The organism is Microbacterium sp. PMB16, from assembly GCF_051294855.1.
Classification (GTDB): Bacteria; Actinomycetota; Actinomycetes; order Actinomycetales; family Microbacteriaceae; genus Microbacterium.
In genome coordinates this window covers 3,798,047-3,816,157 of sequence record NZ_CP145908.1, presented here as the reverse complement: position 1 = coordinate 3,816,157, position 18,111 = coordinate 3,798,047, and the positions used below count along the sequence as shown (strand labels likewise).

Genomic DNA, 18,111 nt, shown 5'->3' with positions numbered 1-18,111 from the left:
GAATCGACCGAGCACGAAGGAGCAGGAGAACCGGTGGCTGAGAAAACGGCGAAGTCCAGGGCGAAGGCAGAGAAGGCCGACGAGACCCCCATGGGACCCACCGGCCGCCCGTATCACGGGTTCGCCATCCCCGAGCCGCTGAAGTCCCACGGCCCGGCACGCATCATCGCGCTCTGCAACCAGAAGGGCGGCGTCGGCAAGACGACGACGACCATCAACCTCGCCGCAGCCCTCGCCGAATACGGTCGCCGGGTGCTCGCGGTCGACTTCGACCCGCAGGGCGCGCTCTCCGCCGGTCTCGGCATCCAGACGCACGACGTGCCGACGATCTACGACCTGCTGCTCGACACGAAGCGCGACGCGCACGACGCGATCGTGTCCTCCGGCGTCGAGGGCCTCGACGTGATGCCGGCGAACATCGACCTCTCGGCTGCCGAGGTGCATCTGGTCAACGAGGTCGCCCGCGAGACGATCCTCGCCCGGGTGCTGCGTCAGGTGGCGGGGGAGTACGACGTCATCCTGATCGACTGCCAGCCTTCTCTCGGACTGCTCACCGTGAACGCGCTGACGGCCGCGCACGGCGTGATCATCCCGCTCGAATGCGAGTTCTTCGCGCTGCGCGGTGTGGCCTTGCTGATCGAGACGATCGACAAGGTCCGCGACCGGCTGAACCCCTCCATCACGATGGACGGACTGCTCGCGACGATGTACGACTCGCGCACGCTGCACTCGCGCGAGGTGCTGGAGCGCGTCGTCGAGACGTTCGGCGATGACGTGCTGGAGACCGTGATCGGTCGTACCGTGAAGTTCCCCGACGCCTCGGTCTCCGGCGTTCCGATCACCGAGTTCGCGCCGGAGCACGCCGCCGCCCAGGCCTACCTGCGGCTGGCGCGGGAACTGGTCGCCCGTGGCGCCGTCGCCTGACGAGAACCTCGACATCGGGGTTCCTGAGCCTGACGAAGGGCCGGACGAGAACTCCGGCTTCCGCGTCTCCCTGTCGAACTTCGACGGTCCGTTCGACCTGCTGCTGAACCTCATCTCGAAGCACGAGATGGACATCACCGAGGTCTCGCTGAGCGCGGTCACCAACGAGTTCATCGCCTACCTGGGGCAGCTCGACGACGATGAGGAGCTCGAGCAGGCCTCCGAGTTCCTGGTCGTCGCGGCCACCCTTCTCGACATGAAGGTCGCCGGGCTCCTGCCGCAGGGCGAACTGGTGGATGCCGAGGCCGTGGCACTGCTCGAAGCGCGGGACCTCCTGTTCGCGCGGCTGCTGCAGTACCGGGCGTTCAAAGAGGTCTCGGCGTGGTTCTCCCGCTGCCTGCAGCGCGAGGACCGACGGCACGTGCGCGCGGTCCGCCTCGATGAGAAGCACCGGAAGCAGACTCCCGAGCTCGTGTGGTCGCTGACCGTCGACGACTTCGCCGCCCTCGCGCTCCTCGCCTTCGCGCCGAAGGAGATCCCGCACGTCGGGCTCGACCATCTGCACGCGCCTCTCGTCAGCATCCGCGAACAGGCGGCGATCGTCGTGACGTTGCTGCGCGGCACCGAGGCCGTGAGCTTCCGCGAACTGGTCGCGGGGGTGACGGAACCCGGCATCGTCGTCGCACGCTTCATCTCCGTGCTGGAGCTGTACCGGCACGCGGCGCTGTCCTTCGAACAACTGGAACCGCTCGGCGAGCTGACGCTCCGCTGGGCAGCCGACACCTGGTCGGACGAGACACTCGCGACCCTGGGGGCCGACTATGACAGATGACACGCAGACGGGCTCGGAGACCGAGCTGACCGAGCCGACCGAGCTGACCGAGCCGACGTCGGAGCGACCCGCCGAGCCCACGACCCCGCTCGTCGAGCGGCTCGAGGCGATCCTGCTCATCGTGGACGAGCCGATCGGACTGATGGCGCTGGCCGCTGCCGTCGGCTCTCCGGTGCCCGCCGTGCGGCAGTCGCTCGAGACGCTCGTCGACGACTACGACGGCCGAGGCAGCGGTCCGCGCCGCGGCTTCGAGCTGCGCGAGGTCGGTGGAGGCTGGCGGCTGTACGTCCGGGAGGATCACGACGCCCTGGTCGCCGACTTCATCGGCGGGCAGGCACCGGCGCGGCTGTCACAGGCGGCGCTCGAGACGCTGGCCGTCATCGCGTACAAGCAGCCGGTGACGCGCAGCCAAGTCGCTTCGATCCGTGCCGTGAACGTCGACTCCGTGGTGCGCACGCTCCTCGCGCGCGGCCTCATCACCGAGCTGTTCGCCGATTCCGAGACCGGCGCCATCAACTACGGCACGTCCGACGCGCTGCTGCAGCACCTGGGCATCAACTCGCTCGACGAGCTGCCCCCGATCTCCCCGCTGCTCGACGACGGTGCAGACGGTTTCGACGAAGGAGTCATCCGATGATCGAAATCTCTCCCTCCACAGGGTCGGCCACCCGGGCTGCGGATATCCATTTCGACGAAGGAGTCATCCGATGATCGAAATCTCTCCCTCCACAGGGTCGGCGACCCGGGCTGCGGATATCCATTTCGACGAAGGAGTTATCCGATGACCGATTTCCCGACCCGGGAGGGCTCATCCTCCCCGGAGCTTCCCGACGGCGTGCGCCTGCAGAAAGTGCTGGCCGCCGCCGGCGTGGCCTCGCGCCGCGTCGTCGAGAACTACATCACCGAGGGCCGCATCCGCGTCAACGGTGAGGTCGTCACCGAGCAGGGCAGACGCATCGACCCCGAGCACGACCTGGTCGATGTCGACGGCACGGCCATCCAGCTCGATGTCTCCAAGCGCTACGTCATGCTCAACAAGCCCACAGGCGTGGTGAGCAGCATGAAGGATGAGAGTGGCCGTCCTGACCTCCGCCGCTTCACCGAGGACTACGAGGAGCGTCTGTACAACGTGGGCCGGCTGGATGCCGAGACGAGCGGCCTCCTGATCCTCACGAACGACGGCGACCTGGCCCACGTGCTGGCCCACCCCTCGTTCGGAGTGACGAAGGTGTACATCGCCAAGGTCGAGGGAGAGGTCACCGCGCAGACGATCTCGAAGCTCACGAAGGGGATCGAGCTCGAGGACGGGCCCATCTCCGCCGACAAGGCGCGCCTTCTCGACACGTCGCGGGGCGCGAGCCTGGTGGAGCTGACGCTGCACTCCGGCCGCAATCGCATCGTGCGGCGCATGCTCGCCGCGGTCGGTCACCCGGTGACGGAACTCGTGCGCCGCCAGTTCGGCCCGCTCCACCTGGGAGCCCTCCCTGCGGGGAAGTCGCGGGAACTGAGTAAAATCGAACTCGGCGCGCTTTTGACCTTGTCGCGCCAGGATTCCGGTGTCGCCGAGGCGCCAGGCGAGCAGCAGGAGAACGAGTGACCGATACGACGAGTGCGCCCACGGTGCGGAAGGCCGGTGCTGTCGCGCCCCGCCTCTCCGGCACCGTTCGCATCGTCGGCGCCGGCCTGCTCGGAGCGAGCGTGGGTCACGCCCTCCGCACGAAGGGCGTCGACGTCGTCCTCACCGACGCCTCGCCGGCTCAACTGCGTCTCGCTGTCGACTACGGCGCCGGTCGCCTCGCCGCCGAGGACGACGCGCCCACACTGATCGTCGTGGCCGTGCCGCCGGATGTCACCGCCGACGTGATCGAAGCCGAGCTCGCACGCTACCCCGACGCCGTCGTGACGGATGTCGCCAGTGTGAAGCTCGAGCCGTTCCGCACCCTGCAGTCCCGCGGAGTCGACCTCACCCGCTACATCGGCTCGCATCCGCTGGCCGGTCGTGAGCGCGGGGGAGCGATCTCGGCCCGCGCCGACCTGTTCATCGGTCGCCCCTGGGTCGTGTGCCGCGATGAGGACACGAAGGCCTCCGACCTCGCGCTCGTCGAGGCGCTCGCGCTGGATGTCGGCGCGATGCCGTTGGAGATGACTCCCGAGGAGCACGACCGCTCGGTCGCGCTCACCTCCCACGTGCCCCAGGTCGTGGCCAGCCTGCTCGCTGCGCGGCTCGCCGGTGCGGAGGAGGGCGCTCTGCGCCTCGCCGGCCAGGGCGTGCGCGACACGACTCGCATCGCGGCATCCGCTCCCGAACTCTGGGTGCAGATCCTCGGTGCGAACGCCGGTCCGGTCGTGGAGATCCTCGATGCCCTCGCCGCAGACCTCGGCGACATCTCGGATGCGCTCCGCGAGCCGGGGGCACCGGGCGCCCGGCGCGTGGTCGCCGAGACGATCCGTCAGGGCAACGACGGCGTCGAGCGGCTTCCCGGCAAGCACGGACAGAACCGGCGCTTCGAATCCCTCGTCGTGATGATCGACGACACCGCGGGCCAGCTCGGGCGCCTCTTCGGCGAACTCGGCGAACTCGGCGTCAACGTCGAGGACCTGCGGCTCGAGCACTCGCCGGGCGCGCAGTTCGGTCTCGCCGAGATCAGCGTCGAGCCGGCTGCGCTGCACGGGGCGATCACAGGACTTCAGGAACGCGGATGGCGGATTGCAGGGAACACGAATGACTGACACCTCCCTCTCGTCCACGGACGCCACCAAGTTCATCGCGATCGACGGCCCTGCCGGTTCCGGCAAGTCCAGCGTGTCGAAGGCCGTCGCCCGCAGGCTCGGTCTCGGCTACCTCGACACCGGATCGGCCTACCGTGCGCTCGCGTGGCACGTGCTCGACCGCGGAGCCGACACCGCAGACGCCGACGCTGTGCTCGCCGCGGCATCCGAATTCCCCGTCGTGCTCGGACTCGATCCCGACGACCGCACCGTGCGGGTCGGCGACCTCGAGGTCACCGAGGCGATCCGCGACCCGCGGGTCTCCGGAGCGGTGAGCGGCGTCGCCAGAGTGCCTGCCGTGCGCGCGCAGGTGAACGAGCTGTTCCGCGCGCTCGTCTCCGACGCACCGTATCCCGCGGTCGTCGTCGAGGGCCGCGACATCACGACAGTTGTCGCTCCTGACGCGCCCGTCCGCATCCTGTTGACCGCCGCACCCGAGGTGCGCGCCGCCCGCCGTGCCGGCGAACTCGCCGGTGAGAACGCGGATGCCGTCGCCGCAGCCCTGCACAAGCGCGACGCTTCCGACAGCGCCGTCGTCGACTTCCTCAACGCCGCAGACGGCGTCGAGGTCGTCGACTCGACGGACCTTGACTTTTCCCAGACCATCGACGCCGTTCTCTCGGTGATCGAGCAACACCGAGGAGCACACAGTGGCTGACGACGAATACGAAGGCGGCCCCGACCAGCTCGCCGAGAAGATGGAACTGATCGACGAGGAGCTCGCCGAACAGCGCGCTGAGACGCTGCGTGCCGGCCTCGCCGACTACGACCTGGACGATGAGGATGCTGCGCTCCTGGCGGGCATCACGCTCGGCGAGGACGGCATCCTGTTCAGCCCGGCGCTGCCGGTGGTGGCGATCGTCGGCCGACCGAACGTGGGCAAGTCCGCGCTCGTCAACCGCATCCTGGGTCGCCGCGAGGCCGTCGTGGAGGACACCCCCGGTGTGACTCGCGACCGGGTGACGTACAAGGCCGAGTGGGCCGACCGTCGCTTCTCGCTGGTCGACACCGGCGGCTGGGAGCCCGACGCCCGTGGCATCGACCGTTCGGTCGCCATGCAGGCGGAGGTCGCGATCGACCTGGCCGACATGGTGCTCTTCGTGGTCGACGCGATGGTCGGCGCCACGTCGACCGACGAGCACGTCGTGAAGCTGCTCCGCAAGAGCGGCAAGCCCGTCTTCCTCGTCGCGAACAAGATCGATGACACGCGTCAGGAGCCGGAAGCGGCGGCGCTGTGGAACCTGGGTCTCGGCGAGCCGCACCCGGTCTCGGCCATCCACGGCCGCGGCGTCGCGGACCTGCTCGACGCGGTGCTGAAGAAGCTGCCGGAGGTCTCGGCTGTCGCGAAGCAGGAGTTCGGTGGACCGCGTCGCGTCGCGATCCTCGGTCGACCGAACGTCGGCAAGTCGTCGCTGTTGAACAAGGCCGCGGGCGAAGAGCGCGTCGTCGTGAACGAGCTCGCCGGAACGACCCGCGATCCCGTGGACGAGGTCGTCGAGCTCGGCGGCAAGATGTGGCGTCTGGTCGACACCGCCGGCATCCGCCGTCGTGTGCACATGGCCCAGGGTGCGGACTTCTACGCGTCGCTCCGCACTTCTGCCGCGCTGGAGAAGGCGGAGGTCGCGGTCGTCGTCCTCGACGTGTCGGAGACGATCAGCGAGCAGGACGTGCGGATCATCGATCTCGTGCTCGAGTCGGGCCGCTCGCTCGTGCTCGCGTTCAACAAGTGGGATCGCCTGAACGACGACGACCTGGAGAACCAGGACCGCCGCCGCTACCTCGAGCGTGAGATCGAGCAGGACCTCGCGCACGTCGCGTGGGCACCGCGTGTGAACATCTCGGCGAAGACCGGGCGTCACCTCGACAAGCTGGTTCCGGCGCTGGAGACGGCGCTCGAGAACTGGGATCGCCGCATCCCGACCGGCAAGTTCAACGCGTTCCTCGCCGAACTCGTGGCCGAGCACCCGCACCCGCTGCGTGGTGGAAAGCAGCCGCGCATCCTGTTCGGCACTCAGGCGTCGACTCGTCCGCCGACGTTCGTGCTGTTCACGACCGGATTCCTCGACCCCGGCTACCGTCGCTTCATCCAGCGTCGTCTGCGGGAGCTGTATTCGTTCGAGGGCACCCCGATCGTCGTGAACATGCGAGTGCGCGAGAAGCGCCAGCGCTGACCTGTTCCCGCCTGTGTCGCGGCGTGGTGCCGATAGCCGGATGCTGTGAAAGGCTGAAGGGGTGACTGTCGTACCTCCTGCTGCCGGTGAGCCGCGTCGCCCGGACGGGCCGCGGAATCCGGGTGACGCCTGGGTGGTCGCGGAGTCGGGGGAGAAGTACTGGGGTCGCTTCGGCGCCGCGGGACTTCTCGCCTTCGACCCCGCGCGCGGGATCCTGCTGCAGCATCGCGTGTCGTGGAGTCATTTCGGCGGCACCTGGGGGCTGCCCGGTGGTGCGCTGCATGAGGACGAGACGGCGATCGTCGGCGCGATCCGCGAGGCCCAGGAAGAGGCGGGTGTGCGGGATGGTGCGGTGCGTGCGCGGTTCATCAGCGTGCTCGATCTCGGCATCTGGTCGTACACGACCGTCATCGCGGATGTGCGGGTGCCGTTCGACCCGGTGATCAGCGACCCGGAGAGCGTTGCGCTCGAGTGGGTGCCCGTCGATGAGGTCGCAGAGCTTCCGCTGCATCCGGGGTTCGGGGCGGCGTGGCCGGCGCTGCGCGCAGAGCTCGAGGTGTTCCCGGTGGTCGTGGTCGACGCCGCGAATGTGGTCGGCTCGGTGCCGGATGGGTGGTGGAAGGACCGCGCGGGTGCCGCGTCGCGGCTCCGGGGCCGTCTCGAGGGGCTGGCCGTGCCGGGGTCTGATCTGGGGATCACCGGGGATCTCTGGTTCCCCGAGGTATCGATGGTGGTCGAGGGTCAGGCGCGGGGGCTCAACACCGGCGGGGAGTCGTCTTCCGTGTCTGTGATCAAGGCGGATGCCGGGGGCGACGACGCGATCGTGGCCGAGGTCGAACGTCAGGTCGCCGACGGGCGGACGGTGCTGGCTGTGACGAGCGATCGCGCGCTGCGCGAGCGTGTCGAAGGTGCGGGTGCGGCGCGGGTGCTGTCGGCGGGGTGGCTCGTCGATCTGCTTGCGCTGGCAGAGCGCTCGAACGGCTGACGGCTGGCGGACTTCAGACGAACATCACTCGCCGGGATGGCCGGTCGGTGTACGTGCGTCCCAGCGGGCTGAACCAGGTGATCGTGCCGTCTTGTCGTTGCTGCGCCGTCCATCGGTGCGGCTCGGGGATGTCGGGATGTTTCAGCGTGTGATGAGACCGGCAGAGGTGGCTGAGGTTGTCGAGCCTCGTCTTGCCGCCCTTCGCGTGATCGTGGTTGTGGTCGATATCGCATCGGTGGACGGGCATGCGGCATCCGGGGAAGCGGCAGTGCTGATCTCGGGCCCGCAGGAACCGGCGCATCCCCTCCGTGGGGGTGTAGGTGTCGGTCTGGGTCACCATGCCGGTGCCGTCGAGGAACAGGCGGCTCCAGCCGGTGTTGCGCCCGGCGAGGTCTCGCGCGATGTCGGGGTGGAGTGGGCCGTGGCCGTCGAGCTCTGCGGGGCGCTGATCCGCGCCGGCGAGTGTGGATGCGGCGATTGTGACCTGGATGCGCGCCTGGATGTTGTCGAGGCCGTCGCCGTGAGCGGCGCTCGGGTCGGCGGCGAGGAGCAGGTCGGCGAAGATGTCGGCCTTGACCTGATCCGACGTGCGAGTGTCGGCCGGGATGTGGATCACATCGGGGTCAGTCGTGAAAGTGTCGTCGCCGAAGATCGCGCCAGCGTAGGGATCGAACGCGGGATCGTTGAAGGCAGGATCATCGAGCGCGAAGTCCTCGAGGAACAGTGAGTCGCCGTTCTCATCGGCCGCCCACGGGTCGAGAACGGGCTCGCGGTCGCCTCGGGTGTCGATGACCTGGCGGGCCATCTGGTCGAGCCGGTCGGCGACGGCGTTCGCGATCCACTCGGGCAGTATCGCGGTGAGCACCGCGAGACCGTCTTCCACGGAGCGCACCTTGACGCAGCGTTCGTCGGCGGCCCTGCGGTGCCGATCGGTGACCGTCTCACCGACGAGTGCCGCGGCGACCTGCTTCGCGTGCGCGCTGGTTCGGGCGGCCGTTTCCCGCTGGGCGAAGAGAAGGACCGCCGTCTCGTAGAGACCCATCACCTCGGCATCCGCCTTCTGGTTGCGGATGGCCTCGGACACGATGGCACTGGCGCGGGCGATCTCACGCATGTGAGCGGCGCTGATCTCGCCGCTCGCGAACGCCTCCCGCACAGCGGGCAGTTCCGAGCTCAAGGTGCGGGCATCGGAGAACGCGTACTCGATCGAACCCTTCGGGATTCGACCTGCCGCGGAGAACTCCGCGACCATCGACCGGTAGATCGCATCTCGGTGGTACGGACTGTCAGAGACATCGGAGTCATGGATGGCGATCTGCTCGACCAGCAGCTCCGTCGCCTCCGCCTCGAGCACCGCGATGCGGCGCTTCTTCGCCACCCAGGCGTCAAGAACGCGGCGACGCTCCTCGAGATCGAGGGAGAGATCGGTCGGCTGTTCCATAACTTGAGTTTAGAACATATGTTCGAGACGAGCAATATTCTAGTGGGGGAGGAAGTCGTCCCGTCCGCGGAGCTTGTCGATGTCTCGGCGCTCTCGTTTCGTCGGCCTGCCTGCGCCGCGATCGCGGAGGCCGAGCGCCGCCTGGGGCTCGCGCGGCGGCGTCCGATCCTCATATGCCAGCGCGGCGACCGGAGCTCCGACGCGTTTCACGAGGATCTGCCGGACCCCCAGAATCCGATCGAAGCCGGCGATCCGAATCCGAATCTCGTCGCCGACCTTGATCGTCTGCGCGGCCTTCACCTTGTCGCCGTTCACTCGTACATGCCCCGAACGGCATGCGGTCGTCGCGGCCGAGCGAGTCTTGAACGCGCGGACCGCCCACAGCCAGCTGTCGACCCGCGCAGCATCCGGCATCAGACATTCCTCTTTCTCAGGGTGATCAGGGCGCCTGCGACGATCAGGCCCTGCCCGATCGTATAGGCGAGCATGATCGCGGGGTTGCTCCATGAGGGCAGGGAGTCGGGGAGGAACAGCCGGAACGCAAGAAGTGTGTCGCTGGCCAGGAAGAACGCGCCTCCGACGGCGACGACCGGGTGGCACCGCGCGGAGAACGCTGCGGTACCCCCGAGGACGAGTCCGTAGACGGCGACCGCGATGAGCAATCCGCCGGTGTGCGGACCGAGCGCCACGAGCATCGCCACCCACCACGCGGCGTACACGAGTGCCCACCACGGCATCCGGCGTCGAGGGATGAATCGCACGAACAGCACGATGTATGCCAGATGCGCGATGCCGAAGAAGAGGAGCATCAGTGGGAGTTCGGGTGCCAAGGGAAAGAAGGCGCCGACGCCGTCTCCGAGCCAGGAGAACAGCAGAGCGGCGACCAGCAGAATCGACGCCAGGGGAGGTGCCAGGCGTCGAACCGACGCCACCACCGGTATCGCGAGAAGCGGCATCAGCAGCAGTTTGGTCGGGCCGGCGAGCGGGCTGTTCACCGCGAGCAGGATGACATGGAGCGCGGATGCCGCGACGTAGGGCAGGAACGCCCACATGATCGTCGAGGGAAGGGCGCGGCGCTGCATCTCTTCATCGTAGGCGCGGGACTGTCTCGCGCCGCTCGATCAGGACTCGACGGTGACCTGCTCGACGTCGCCGTTCGCGCCGAGGTGCACCGCCGGCCAGTAGCCCTCGGGGAAGTGATCTCCGCAGCTGTCGGTGAGGTGCAGGATCACGGTGCCGTCGGCGGCGGCCTCGATCGTCTCGAGAGTGAGGTCGGATGCTGCCTCGTCGAGTTCGTGCGGTTCGGGTTCGCCGTTGCTGAAGTTCGTGACGACAGCATCCGATGCGAGCCGGCGGAGCGAGGCGAGGTCGGCGATCGCCGCGCGCAACCGGGGGAGGAGCGGCGTGATGTCGGACGGATTCGTTCCTTCCACCATGATGTCGAGTTCGTCGCCATCCACGGTGACCGCACCGCCGAACCAGTCGTGGGTGAGGATGCTCCCATCCGTCAGCTCGGTGGTCGCGCGGGTGAGGGTGCCGAGTTCAGGGTCTTCGATGGTGGGTTGCTCGTCGCTCATGTCTTCACGCTAGCGTCCGTTCAGGGCGCGAGGTGTCGGCCCTCGGGCTCGAGGTGTTCGCGGAGGATGCGGATCGCCTTCGGCCCGACGCCGTGGATCGCGAGCAGCTCCTTCGCGGAGCGGCCGTCGAACTGTTCGAGTCGCGTGAGTCCGTGGAGGGCGAGTTCACGGCGGGCGACCTTGCCCATCGCTGCGGGGAGCTCGCTCTCCGCCGTCATGAGTGCAGCTCCATCGTGACGAGAGTGCGTCCTGGTTTGAGTTCTGCTGTCTTCGTGAATCCTGCGGAGAGGAAGGTGCTGAGCACGCCGTGATACAGGTCGTTAACGCTGTGGTTCTCGGCGGCGTCGACGGCATAGCCCTCGATCAGGCGGGCGCCGGATTCGCGGGCATAGTCGACTCCGGCGCGCAGCAGCTCGCCGTTGAGTCCCTTTCCGCGGTGCTCCCGGCGCACGACGAAACACGTCACCGCCCAGACCGACTCGTCGTCGAAGGGCTGTTCGGTCGCGGCCGCGATGATGCGAGTGTGGGGGAGCCGTCCCTGCTTGGTGCGGGGACCGAGCCGGATCCAGCCGGCCGCCTCGCCGTCGACGTACGCGATGATCCCGGGAGGAGGCCCCTCGTCGATCTCGGCGCGCAACATCTCGGTGCGCTGCGGAGTGGTCGTCTCATTCCAGTCCTTGTTGCGCAGAAGGGGCCAGATGCACTGGCAGCTCGCGCCGTCACCGCCGCCCGTGAGCGCGCGCTGAACATCGTCCCAACGGGCGGTCGTCGCTACCTCGGTCGTGATCGTCGGCATGCACGCGACGCTACGCGGAGCGTCCGACACTCGCAACGGACCGGTTCGCGGAGGGCCGCCGGGTCAGGCTAAGATAGTGGAGTTGCCCGCGCGTAAGTGCGGAACAACGGGCTGTGGCGCAGCTTGGTAGCGCACTTGACTGGGGGTCAAGGGGTCGCAGGTTCAAATCCTGTCAGCCCGACCACATTGAGGCTCGGAATCACGCGGAAGTCGCGAGGTTCCGGGCCTCTGTCGTATTCGCCGAGATTCTGGTTATAGCAACGCTTCCTGCGAGCGACGCCATCGGCAATACTGAGCGGATGTCGTCGTACGAGCGCCAACTGGCAATGTGGCCGGTGCAGCGCGACCAGCGAGCCGGGATGAACGATGATCTGCTCGTACCGCGTGAGGTCGAGCATTTCGCGTACTTCACGCGTCGACGCAAGGCCGCGTCAGCTGCTGATGATCTCGTCACGTCGGGCTTCACTGTTGCGACGGCGCGACGCGGCCTCAAGATCGGACTGCAAGCGTCACGCCGCGAATCTCTGAGCGACGAGTCGGTAGCGCGGTTCCTGCGTGAAGTGATCTCAGTGGTCGAGATTCACGACGGCAACTACGACGGATGGGGTGCGACAGTAGAGGTCAGAGACCCCGTTTAGGACTTTTTCATACCCCGCGATGTCCTTCGTGACCATGGGGCTTCTCCCTACCCCGCATTCTCCCCAACGGCACCACCTGCGGCGTACCAGCGACCGGATCCGGCACCACCAAACACGGCAGGCCGAATACTTCCTCGACCAGCTCGGCCGTCACCACCTGCTCGGGGCTGCCTTCGGCGACGACCTTTCCATCCTTCATCGCGATCAGGTGGGTGCCGTAGCGGGCGGCGTGGTTCAGGTCGTGCAGCACGGCGACCAGGGTGTGGCCGACGCTGTGCAGGTCGGTGAGCAGCTCCATCAGCTCGATCTGATGGGCGATGTCGAGGAACGTGGTGGGCTCGTCCAACAGCAGGATGTCGGTGTGCTGCGCGAGCGCCATGGCCACCCACACCCGCTGCCGCTGACCGCCCGAGAGCTCGTCCACCAGACGACCGGCAAGGTCGTCGACGGAGGTCCGCCGCATCGCTCTGGCCACGAGGTGCTCGTCATCCTCCGTCCACTGCCGCAGGAAACCCTGATGCGGATACCGACCGCGCGCCACCAGGTCGGCCACGGTGATGCCGTCGGGGGCGATCGAAGTCTGGGGCAGCAGCCCGACCCGCCGCGCCACCTCTTTGGTCTTGTAGGAGCTGATGTCGGCGCCGTCGAGAAGGACCTGCCCCGACGACGGCTTCAGCAGCCGCGACAATCCGCGCAACAGGGTCGACTTGCCGCAGGCATTCGGACCCACGATCACCGTGAACGACTGATCGGGGATGGACACCGACAGCTGTTCGGAGATGATGCGCTTGTCGTAGCCGATCGTCGCAGACTCGACCTGGAGACGCGAGCCCCCGATGAGCGGAGCTTCGGGAGGGGAATCAGGGCTCAAAACGATCTCCTGGCTTCGATGAAGAGCAACCAGCCGAGGTAGCCGCCACCGAGTATGACGGTGACGATCCCCGCCGGCAACGGGGTCGGGGCGACGTGCTGGGCGATGTAATCCGCCGCGAGGCAGAGGAGCGCGCCGATGAATCCGGCGGGTGCGAGCGTGATTCCGGCGGTGCGGGCGAGTCGACGCCCGATCTGCGGCGCGACGAGAGAGATGAACGCGATCGGCCCCGCCGCGGCGGTGACCGTGGCGGTCAAGGCCACACCCACCACGATCAATCCCAGGCGGGTCAGCGACACGCGAACCCCTTGAGCGGCAGCCGCATCGTCGCCCAGTTCCAGCTGCCGCATCGGCCGGCTCAGCATCGCCGACAGCAGCAGGAGCACGACGATGCAGACGCCGCCGATCATGACCTGAGTCCACGAGACGCCGTAGAGAGAGCCTGCGCCCCACGCCGCGGCGGCCATCGCCTGATCGAGGTCGGCCTTGAGGATCAGCCACGTGTTGAGCGATCCGAGCATCGCCGAGACCGCGATGCCCACGACGATCAGCCGGAACCCCTGCACGCCCCGCCGATAGGCGAGCAGGTACACGACGACGGCGGTGGCGACGCCGCCCACGAGCGCCCCTCCGATCAGCTGCGTGTAGGTGCCGTTGACGAGAAGGATCACGATCAGCGCGCCGGTGTACGAGCCCTGCGAGAAGCCGATGAGTCCGGGGTCGGCCAGCGGGTTGCGCAGCATGGACTGGAAGATCGCGCCGCTCACTCCGAGCGCGGCGCCGAAGACCAGCGCCGCCGTCACGCGGGGGAGCCGCCATTCGACGACGATCTCGTGCACCAGGCCGGTCTCGCCGCCCATCAGCGCCGAGATCACCTGCCCGGGACCGAGTGCGTACGAGCCGGTCATCAGCGCGAGCACTGCGAGGCACACGGCCACCAGTGCGAGCACCGCGCAGACGATGACGGAGCGCCGCTCGAGCCGCACGCCGATGCGCCCGCGCCGCAGCACCAGCGTTCGGCGTCCGAGGTTCACGACACCCGCCTCGGCCCCCGAGGGCCCGGTACGAAATCCGCCACCCTGCCCATTCATAGCCCGCTCGCCCTCTTCCGCCGCACCAGGGCGATGAGCACGGGGGCGCCGACGAAGGCCGTGACGATGCCCACGGGGATCTCGCCGGGCAAGATCACGACGCGCCCCAGGACGTCGGAGGCCAGCAGCAGGCTCGGGGCGAGCAGCACGCTGTACGCGAAGATCCACCGTTGGTCCGGACCCACGATCCACCGTGCGACGTGCGGCACCATGAGTCCGACGAACGCTATGGGGCCGGCGATCGCCGTGGCACCACCGGCGAGCAGGGTGAGCGCGATCACCGAGAGTATGCGGGCCGGCAGCACCCGCACCCCCTGGGTGACGGCGAGATCATCACCCAGAGCCATGGCGTTGAGCGGACCCGCGACCACGAGAGCAAGGACGAGTGCCACCGCGAAGAACGGCAGGATCGGCCCCACCACCTCGAGCGGACGACCCGCGATCGATCCGGCATTCCACGAGCGCATCGCGTCGAAGGCCGCCGGGTTCGTCAGCTGCAGTGCCTCCCTGGCGCCGCCGAGCACCGCCCCGACGCAGACTCCGGCGAGCACCATGACCACCGGAGACGAGCCCTGCCGCGTCGACCCGAGAGCGAGCACCATGAGCGTCACGATCAAGGCCCCCGCGAAGGCGAACCACATGTAGCCCTCGATGTCGCGGATGCCGAGCACGCCCACCGCGACCGTCACCGCGAAGGATGCCCCGGCGTTCACTCCGAGGATGCCCGGCTCGGCCAGGGGGTTGCGTGTCAGCGCCTGGATCAGCGCGCCGGACAGGCCGAGCGCGATGCCGACAGTCAGCCCTACGACAGTGCGCGGTACCCGGAAGTCGCGCACGGCGAACTGGTCGAGCCCGGGCGCGGGATGGAACAGCGAATCCCAGATCACGGAAGGAGCGATCGTCGTCGACCCGATCATCACGCTCAGCACCAGCAGAACCGCCAGCGCTGCGAGCGCGATCACCAGCCCGAGCACGCGACGACGCCCGGGCACCCTCACGGTGCCCGGGCGGTGTTGCCGTACGGGGAGAGTCGTCACTCCGCGGTCGGCAGGGTCGCCAGTGCGCTGTCGAGTGAGTCCAGGTAGCGCAGCACGGAGCCGTAGGAGTTGTTGCCGGGGCAGAAGACGCCGAGCGCGTGACCGGAGGTCACCGCGGGCAGCGCCTTCCAGGTGTTGGTCTCGACCACCGGCACGAAAGGTTCCGTCGGCTGCCCCTCGGAGTCGACGGGGTAGGTGATCACGTCGTAGGCGGACAGCTCGCCCAGCTGCTCGAACGACAGCGAGGTCCACGCGAGGGGATCGTCGCCTTCCGCCGCCTCAGGCAGGTTCAGGCCGATCTCGTCCCTGGCGATCTCGGAGCAGCCGATGTCGGCGATGGCGAACGTTCCGGGATCGGACGATGTCCAGCGGATGACATCGACGAACGACGTGCTCTTGATGATGTCGCTGTACTTCTCCTGGATCTCGGTGCGCCGTTCCTCGAACTGCGCCTTCTGATCGCCCAGCGCATCCGTCGCGTTGCCTGCCTCGGCGACGCCGTCGGCGAGGCCCTTCCACTCGGTGTCGAGGCCGAAGAACACCGTGGGTGCGATCGTGGTCAGCTGCTTCTCGATCAGCCCGAACTCGTCATCGGGGATCTGCACCAGGATGAGATCCGGCTTCAGGGTGGCGAGTTCCTCCATGTCGACCTCGTCAGCGCTCGCCGCGAGAACCGTGGCCGACGCGTATGTCGACTGCTGGTCCTCGGGCAATCGCTCGACGTCGGCTGCCGGCTCTTCCGTGACGCCGACCGGCGTGCCGCCGAGGTCGATGAAGGGGAGAGTCGTGTTGCCGATCGTGACGACCCGCTGCGGGTCGACAGGCACCTCGATCGTGCCGTTGTCGGCCTTCACGCTGCGCGTCTCGCCCGAGGGCTCGCCGGCAGATCCGCTGCCGGATCCGCTGCCACCGGCGCAGGCGGTCAAGACGAGTGCTGTGCTGAGCACGACCGCGGCGAGGGTCGCGCTGCGTGGCGTCAGGATTCTCATGGTCATGGCTGTGGGAGTCTCTCTTCGTTTCGTCGGGTCAACGTCAAGGGCGGGCTGCAGGTGCGAGTTCGTGGACGTCGGTGCCCCAGCCGACCGTGTGGGTCGCGACGTGGGCGAGTCCTGCTCGCGAGATCACATCGTGGAGCTCCGCGAGGGTGCGGAGGCCGGAGCCGTGCACTGTGAGGCCGAGCAGGTCGGCTTCGCCGTCGTGTTCGTCGAGGTCATCGGTATCGAAGAGCTCTTCGACCAGCAGTACGCGGCCCCCGGGGAGCAGGTTCTCCGCGGCGCGCCGCAGCGCGTGGGCGGCATCGGCATCCGGAAGCGATTTGAGGGCGCGGATGATGAACACGACATCGGCAGGCGGGCTCGGCTCGAACACGGACTGCTCGACCACGGCGACGCGCGCCCGCTGCTGCGCGTCGTCGATCGTGTCGACCAGGTCGCGGCGAAGCCAGTCCGCCTGCGCCGGCAGCGCGCAGATCGTCACCTGGAGGTTCGCGTGGGCGTCGACGAACTCGCGGGTCTGGGCGCCGGCGCCGCCGGAGTGGAGCACCAGGTGGCTGACGCCGGCGAGGAGGTCGGATGCGGCGATCGGCGCGGCGAGCGTGGCCTGGAACTTCGCGAGCCGCTCCAGGTACCGATCCTCGTAGTCCTGCTCGGTCCGCACCTCGGCATAGGTCTGCCCGGTGACCGACGCGTACGACGGCCGGCCGGTGCGGATCGACTCGGTGAGCCCGTGAATGCCGAGCATCTCGCGTCCCGCCACTCCCGCCGGGTGCAGGAAGTCGACCATGAAGTCGAGGGTCAGGACTTCGCCGACCGTCGTCAGGCGGTAGTGGCCCGGTTCAGTCTCGGCGACGATGTCGAGCGTATGCAGGTAGCGCAGCAGCTTGCCCAGAGCCCGCTCATCGGCATCCGCCCTGACGGCCAGGTCGGGCACGGCACTCACGCCACGGGAGATCAGTTCGGGAATGCCCAACTCGACAGCGGTGCGGATCGCCACGGGGGAGATCAGTTCGGTCAGGTCGTGGAGCTTCTCCATCGGGGTCTTCGTCTTCTCGGGGTCGGGCATCGCCTCGTCGGTCTCCAGCGCGACGACCTCTCCGCGCCTCCAGTAGCCGATGAACTCGATGGACTCCTTGGGCAGTCCGCGGTCCTCGACGAGGTGGCGGCGGATGTCACGCACTGTCGCCTGTTCCCCGGCGACCCACGCGAACGGCCTGCCCTCCCACCAGTCGCAGTTCTTGACGGCGTCGACCAGCCGCGTGGTCGTGCCGGCCTCGGCGCCGTCACGCACGAGCCAGGTCACGTCGATTCCCGGCGCTTCGCGGAGCTCCTGCAGGTGCTCCTTCTCGGCGACCTCGATGAACACCTGCGCCCTCGTGCCCTCGGGCAGCTCCTCGATCAGGCGCGCGATCGCGGGGATCGTCGTGTCGTCTCCGGCGACCAGCAGCCAGTCCGCATCCTGCGGGAGTGCCCGCGAGGAGTTCGGACCGAAGAAATGGATGCGATCTCCGAGCTGCGCGCGGTAGGCCCAGGTCGTGCCGACACCGATTCCGTGCTTGACGAAGTCGACATCGAGTTCACCCGTCACGGGGTCCCAGCGGCGAACGGTGTAGATCCTCGACAGCGGTCGAGGATCTCTCGGCAGGTCGAGGCCCTTCGCGGTCTGCACCGGCAGCACCGCCTCGGCCTGGCCGGGGTAGGGGAAGATCAGGCGGATGTCGTCGTCGAACCCGGTCGAGTCGAATGCCGGCTGTGCGAAGCCGCTCTCCGACGTGAATGAGCCCAACTGGCTCCCGGACAATGTGATGCGCCGCATCCCGGTCGTCAGATCGACCACGCGGACGACTTCGACCTCTCTCAGGGTCAGGGGGCGCACGGAGATCCGGCGTGAGGTCTTCGGCATGCTGAGGGCAGTCCTTGAGGCTGAGGGGGAGGGGAAGAAGTCGGCCGCATCGGGAAAGGGCCCTCGATAAGGTTAGGCAAT

The 18,111-nt window shown here is 68.1% G+C and carries 20 protein-coding genes and 1 tRNA gene; 10 read left to right on the top strand and 11 right to left on the bottom strand.

Features of this window, described 5'->3' with window-relative positions:
• The first annotated feature begins 90 nt into the window (after positions 1 to 90).
• The 8 genes from V5D55_RS18375 (at position 91) to V5D55_RS18340 (ending at position 7,681) form a co-directional block, all read left to right on the top strand.
• Positions 91 to 924, top strand: a complete 834-nt coding sequence (locus V5D55_RS18375) for a ParA family protein (protein WP_435749340.1) — start codon at positions 91 to 93, stop codon at positions 922 to 924.
• Positions 908 to 1,756 carry a segregation and condensation protein A gene (locus V5D55_RS18370; RefSeq protein ID WP_435745843.1) on the top strand — a complete coding sequence of 283 codons (849 nt, stop codon included), beginning with the start codon at positions 908 to 910 and terminating at the stop codon, positions 1,754 to 1,756. Before V5D55_RS18375 ends, V5D55_RS18370 begins: the two co-directional genes overlap by 17 nt.
• Positions 1,746 to 2,393, top strand: coding sequence for an SMC-Scp complex subunit ScpB (gene scpB, locus V5D55_RS18365; RefSeq protein WP_435745841.1), 648 nt, complete (start codon positions 1,746 to 1,748; stop codon positions 2,391 to 2,393). Before V5D55_RS18370 ends, scpB begins: the two co-directional genes overlap by 11 nt.
• A 144-nt stretch (positions 2,394 to 2,537) precedes the next feature.
• Positions 2,538 to 3,353, top strand: a complete 816-nt coding sequence (locus V5D55_RS18360) for a pseudouridine synthase (RefSeq protein WP_435745839.1) — start codon at positions 2,538 to 2,540, stop codon at positions 3,351 to 3,353.
• The gene (locus V5D55_RS18355; RefSeq protein ID WP_435745836.1) at positions 3,350 to 4,486 is read left to right on the top strand and encodes a prephenate dehydrogenase; all 1,137 of its coding nucleotides are present in this window, start codon (positions 3,350 to 3,352) and stop codon (positions 4,484 to 4,486) included. The genes V5D55_RS18360 and V5D55_RS18355 overlap by 4 nt, the downstream gene beginning before the upstream one ends.
• On the top strand, positions 4,479 to 5,183 hold the full coding sequence (gene cmk / locus V5D55_RS18350; RefSeq protein WP_435745833.1) for a (d)CMP kinase: 705 nt from the start codon (positions 4,479 to 4,481) through the stop codon (positions 5,181 to 5,183). The genes V5D55_RS18355 and cmk overlap by 8 nt, the downstream gene beginning before the upstream one ends.
• A gap of 40 nt (positions 5,184 to 5,223) precedes the next feature.
• On the top strand, positions 5,224 to 6,696 hold the full coding sequence (gene der, locus V5D55_RS18345; RefSeq protein WP_435749338.1) for a ribosome biogenesis GTPase Der: 1,473 nt from the start codon (positions 5,224 to 5,226) through the stop codon (positions 6,694 to 6,696).
• Positions 6,697 to 6,757: 61 nt separating this feature from the next.
• Complete coding sequence (locus V5D55_RS18340) at positions 6,758 to 7,681, top strand: NUDIX domain-containing protein (RefSeq protein ID WP_435745830.1); 924 nt, start codon at positions 6,758 to 6,760, stop codon at positions 7,679 to 7,681.
• Between the two features lie 13 nt (positions 7,682 to 7,694).
• On the opposite strand, the gene V5D55_RS18335 is transcribed toward V5D55_RS18340, so the two are convergent.
• The 6 genes from V5D55_RS18335 to V5D55_RS18310 are packed head-to-tail and all read right to left on the bottom strand — an operon-like array spanning position 7,695 to position 11,495.
• Positions 7,695 to 9,122: a DUF222 domain-containing protein gene (locus V5D55_RS18335; protein ID WP_435745827.1), complete on the bottom strand. Its 1,428-nt coding sequence runs from the start codon at positions 9,120 to 9,122 to the stop codon at positions 7,695 to 7,697.
• Between the two features lie 39 nt (positions 9,123 to 9,161).
• Entirely contained in the window at positions 9,162 to 9,536 is a 375-nt protein-coding gene (locus V5D55_RS18330) for an RNA-binding S4 domain-containing protein (protein WP_435745825.1), read from the bottom strand.
• The gene (locus V5D55_RS18325) at positions 9,536 to 10,204 is read right to left on the bottom strand and encodes a lysoplasmalogenase family protein (RefSeq protein WP_435745822.1); all 669 of its coding nucleotides are present in this window, start codon (positions 10,202 to 10,204) and stop codon (positions 9,536 to 9,538) included. Before V5D55_RS18325 ends, V5D55_RS18330 begins: the two co-directional genes overlap by 1 nt.
• 39 nt (positions 10,205 to 10,243) lie before the next feature.
• A complete protein-coding gene (locus V5D55_RS18320; protein ID WP_435745820.1) occupies positions 10,244 to 10,699 on the bottom strand; it encodes a hypothetical protein in 456 nt (151 codons plus the stop codon).
• 20 nt (positions 10,700 to 10,719) lie between these two features.
• A complete protein-coding gene (locus V5D55_RS18315; RefSeq protein WP_435745818.1) occupies positions 10,720 to 10,917 on the bottom strand; it encodes a hypothetical protein in 198 nt (65 codons plus the stop codon).
• The gene (locus V5D55_RS18310) at positions 10,914 to 11,495 is read right to left on the bottom strand and encodes a GNAT family N-acetyltransferase (RefSeq protein WP_435745816.1); all 582 of its coding nucleotides are present in this window, start codon (positions 11,493 to 11,495) and stop codon (positions 10,914 to 10,916) included. The genes V5D55_RS18315 and V5D55_RS18310 overlap by 4 nt, the downstream gene beginning before the upstream one ends.
• Positions 11,496 to 11,602: 107 nt before the next feature.
• Between V5D55_RS18310 and V5D55_RS18305 the strand changes: the two genes are divergently transcribed.
• Positions 11,603 to 11,679, top strand: a tRNA-Pro gene (locus V5D55_RS18305).
• Positions 11,680 to 11,794: 115 nt separating this feature from the next.
• On the top strand, positions 11,795 to 12,133 hold the full coding sequence (locus tag V5D55_RS18300) for a ribonuclease E inhibitor RraB (RefSeq protein ID WP_435745813.1): 339 nt from the start codon (positions 11,795 to 11,797) through the stop codon (positions 12,131 to 12,133).
• A gap of 7 nt (positions 12,134 to 12,140) precedes the next feature.
• Here V5D55_RS18300 and V5D55_RS18295 read toward each other — a convergent pair whose 3' ends face one another.
• The 5 genes from V5D55_RS18295 to V5D55_RS18275 are packed head-to-tail and all read right to left on the bottom strand — an operon-like array spanning position 12,141 to position 18,030.
• The gene (locus V5D55_RS18295) at positions 12,141 to 12,971 is read right to left on the bottom strand and encodes an ABC transporter ATP-binding protein (protein ID WP_435749336.1); all 831 of its coding nucleotides are present in this window, start codon (positions 12,969 to 12,971) and stop codon (positions 12,141 to 12,143) included.
• 29 nt (positions 12,972 to 13,000) lie between these two features.
• The gene (locus tag V5D55_RS18290) at positions 13,001 to 14,038 is read right to left on the bottom strand and encodes a FecCD family ABC transporter permease (protein WP_435745811.1); all 1,038 of its coding nucleotides are present in this window, start codon (positions 14,036 to 14,038) and stop codon (positions 13,001 to 13,003) included.
• A gap of 53 nt (positions 14,039 to 14,091) precedes the next feature.
• Positions 14,092 to 15,087, bottom strand: coding sequence for a FecCD family ABC transporter permease (locus V5D55_RS18285; RefSeq protein WP_435745808.1), 996 nt, complete (start codon positions 15,085 to 15,087; stop codon positions 14,092 to 14,094).
• 41 nt (positions 15,088 to 15,128) lie between these two features.
• Positions 15,129 to 16,127 (bottom strand): ABC transporter substrate-binding protein, encoded by a 999-nt coding sequence (locus V5D55_RS18280; RefSeq protein ID WP_435745806.1) that lies wholly within the window; start codon positions 16,125 to 16,127, stop codon positions 15,129 to 15,131.
• A 37-nt stretch (positions 16,128 to 16,164) separates the two neighbouring features.
• Positions 16,165 to 18,030 (bottom strand): SIP domain-containing protein, encoded by a 1,866-nt coding sequence (locus V5D55_RS18275; RefSeq protein ID WP_435745804.1) that lies wholly within the window; start codon positions 18,028 to 18,030, stop codon positions 16,165 to 16,167.
• Positions 18,031 to 18,111 lie beyond the last annotated feature (81 nt).

What these genes read in the sequence shown, in the direction of transcription:
- V5D55_RS18375 (WP_435749340.1), top strand. Translation starts at nt 91, where the DNA reads ATGGGACCCACCGGCCGCCCGTATCACGGGTTCGCCATCCCCGAGCCG.
- scpB (WP_435745841.1), top strand. Translation starts at nt 1,746, where the DNA reads ATGACAGATGACACGCAGACGGGCTCGGAGACCGAGCTGACCGAGCCG.
- V5D55_RS18360 (WP_435745839.1), top strand. Translation starts at nt 2,538, where the DNA reads ATGACCGATTTCCCGACCCGGGAGGGCTCATCCTCCCCGGAGCTTCCC.
- cmk (WP_435745833.1), top strand. Translation starts at nt 4,479, where the DNA reads ATGACTGACACCTCCCTCTCGTCCACGGACGCCACCAAGTTCATCGCG.
- der (WP_435749338.1), top strand. Translation starts at nt 5,224, where the DNA reads ATGGAACTGATCGACGAGGAGCTCGCCGAACAGCGCGCTGAGACGCTG.
- V5D55_RS18335 (WP_435745827.1), bottom strand. Translation starts at nt 9,122, where the DNA reads ATGGAACAGCCGACCGATCTCTCCCTCGATCTCGAGGAGCGTCGCCGC.
- V5D55_RS18330 (WP_435745825.1), bottom strand. Translation starts at nt 9,536, where the DNA reads ATGCCGGATGCTGCGCGGGTCGACAGCTGGCTGTGGGCGGTCCGCGCG.
- V5D55_RS18325 (WP_435745822.1), bottom strand. Translation starts at nt 10,204, where the DNA reads ATGCAGCGCCGCGCCCTTCCCTCGACGATCATGTGGGCGTTCCTGCCC.
- V5D55_RS18320 (WP_435745820.1), bottom strand. Translation starts at nt 10,699, where the DNA reads ATGAGCGACGAGCAACCCACCATCGAAGACCCTGAACTCGGCACCCTC.
- V5D55_RS18315 (WP_435745818.1), bottom strand. Translation starts at nt 10,917, where the DNA reads ATGACGGCGGAGAGCGAGCTCCCCGCAGCGATGGGCAAGGTCGCCCGC.
- V5D55_RS18310 (WP_435745816.1), bottom strand. Translation starts at nt 11,495, where the DNA reads ATGCCGACGATCACGACCGAGGTAGCGACGACCGCCCGTTGGGACGAT.
- V5D55_RS18300 (WP_435745813.1), top strand. Translation starts at nt 11,795, where the DNA reads ATGTCGTCGTACGAGCGCCAACTGGCAATGTGGCCGGTGCAGCGCGAC.
- V5D55_RS18280 (WP_435745806.1), bottom strand. Translation starts at nt 16,127, where the DNA reads ATGACCATGAGAATCCTGACGCCACGCAGCGCGACCCTCGCCGCGGTC.
- V5D55_RS18275 (WP_435745804.1), bottom strand. Translation starts at nt 18,030, where the DNA reads ATGCCGAAGACCTCACGCCGGATCTCCGTGCGCCCCCTGACCCTGAGA.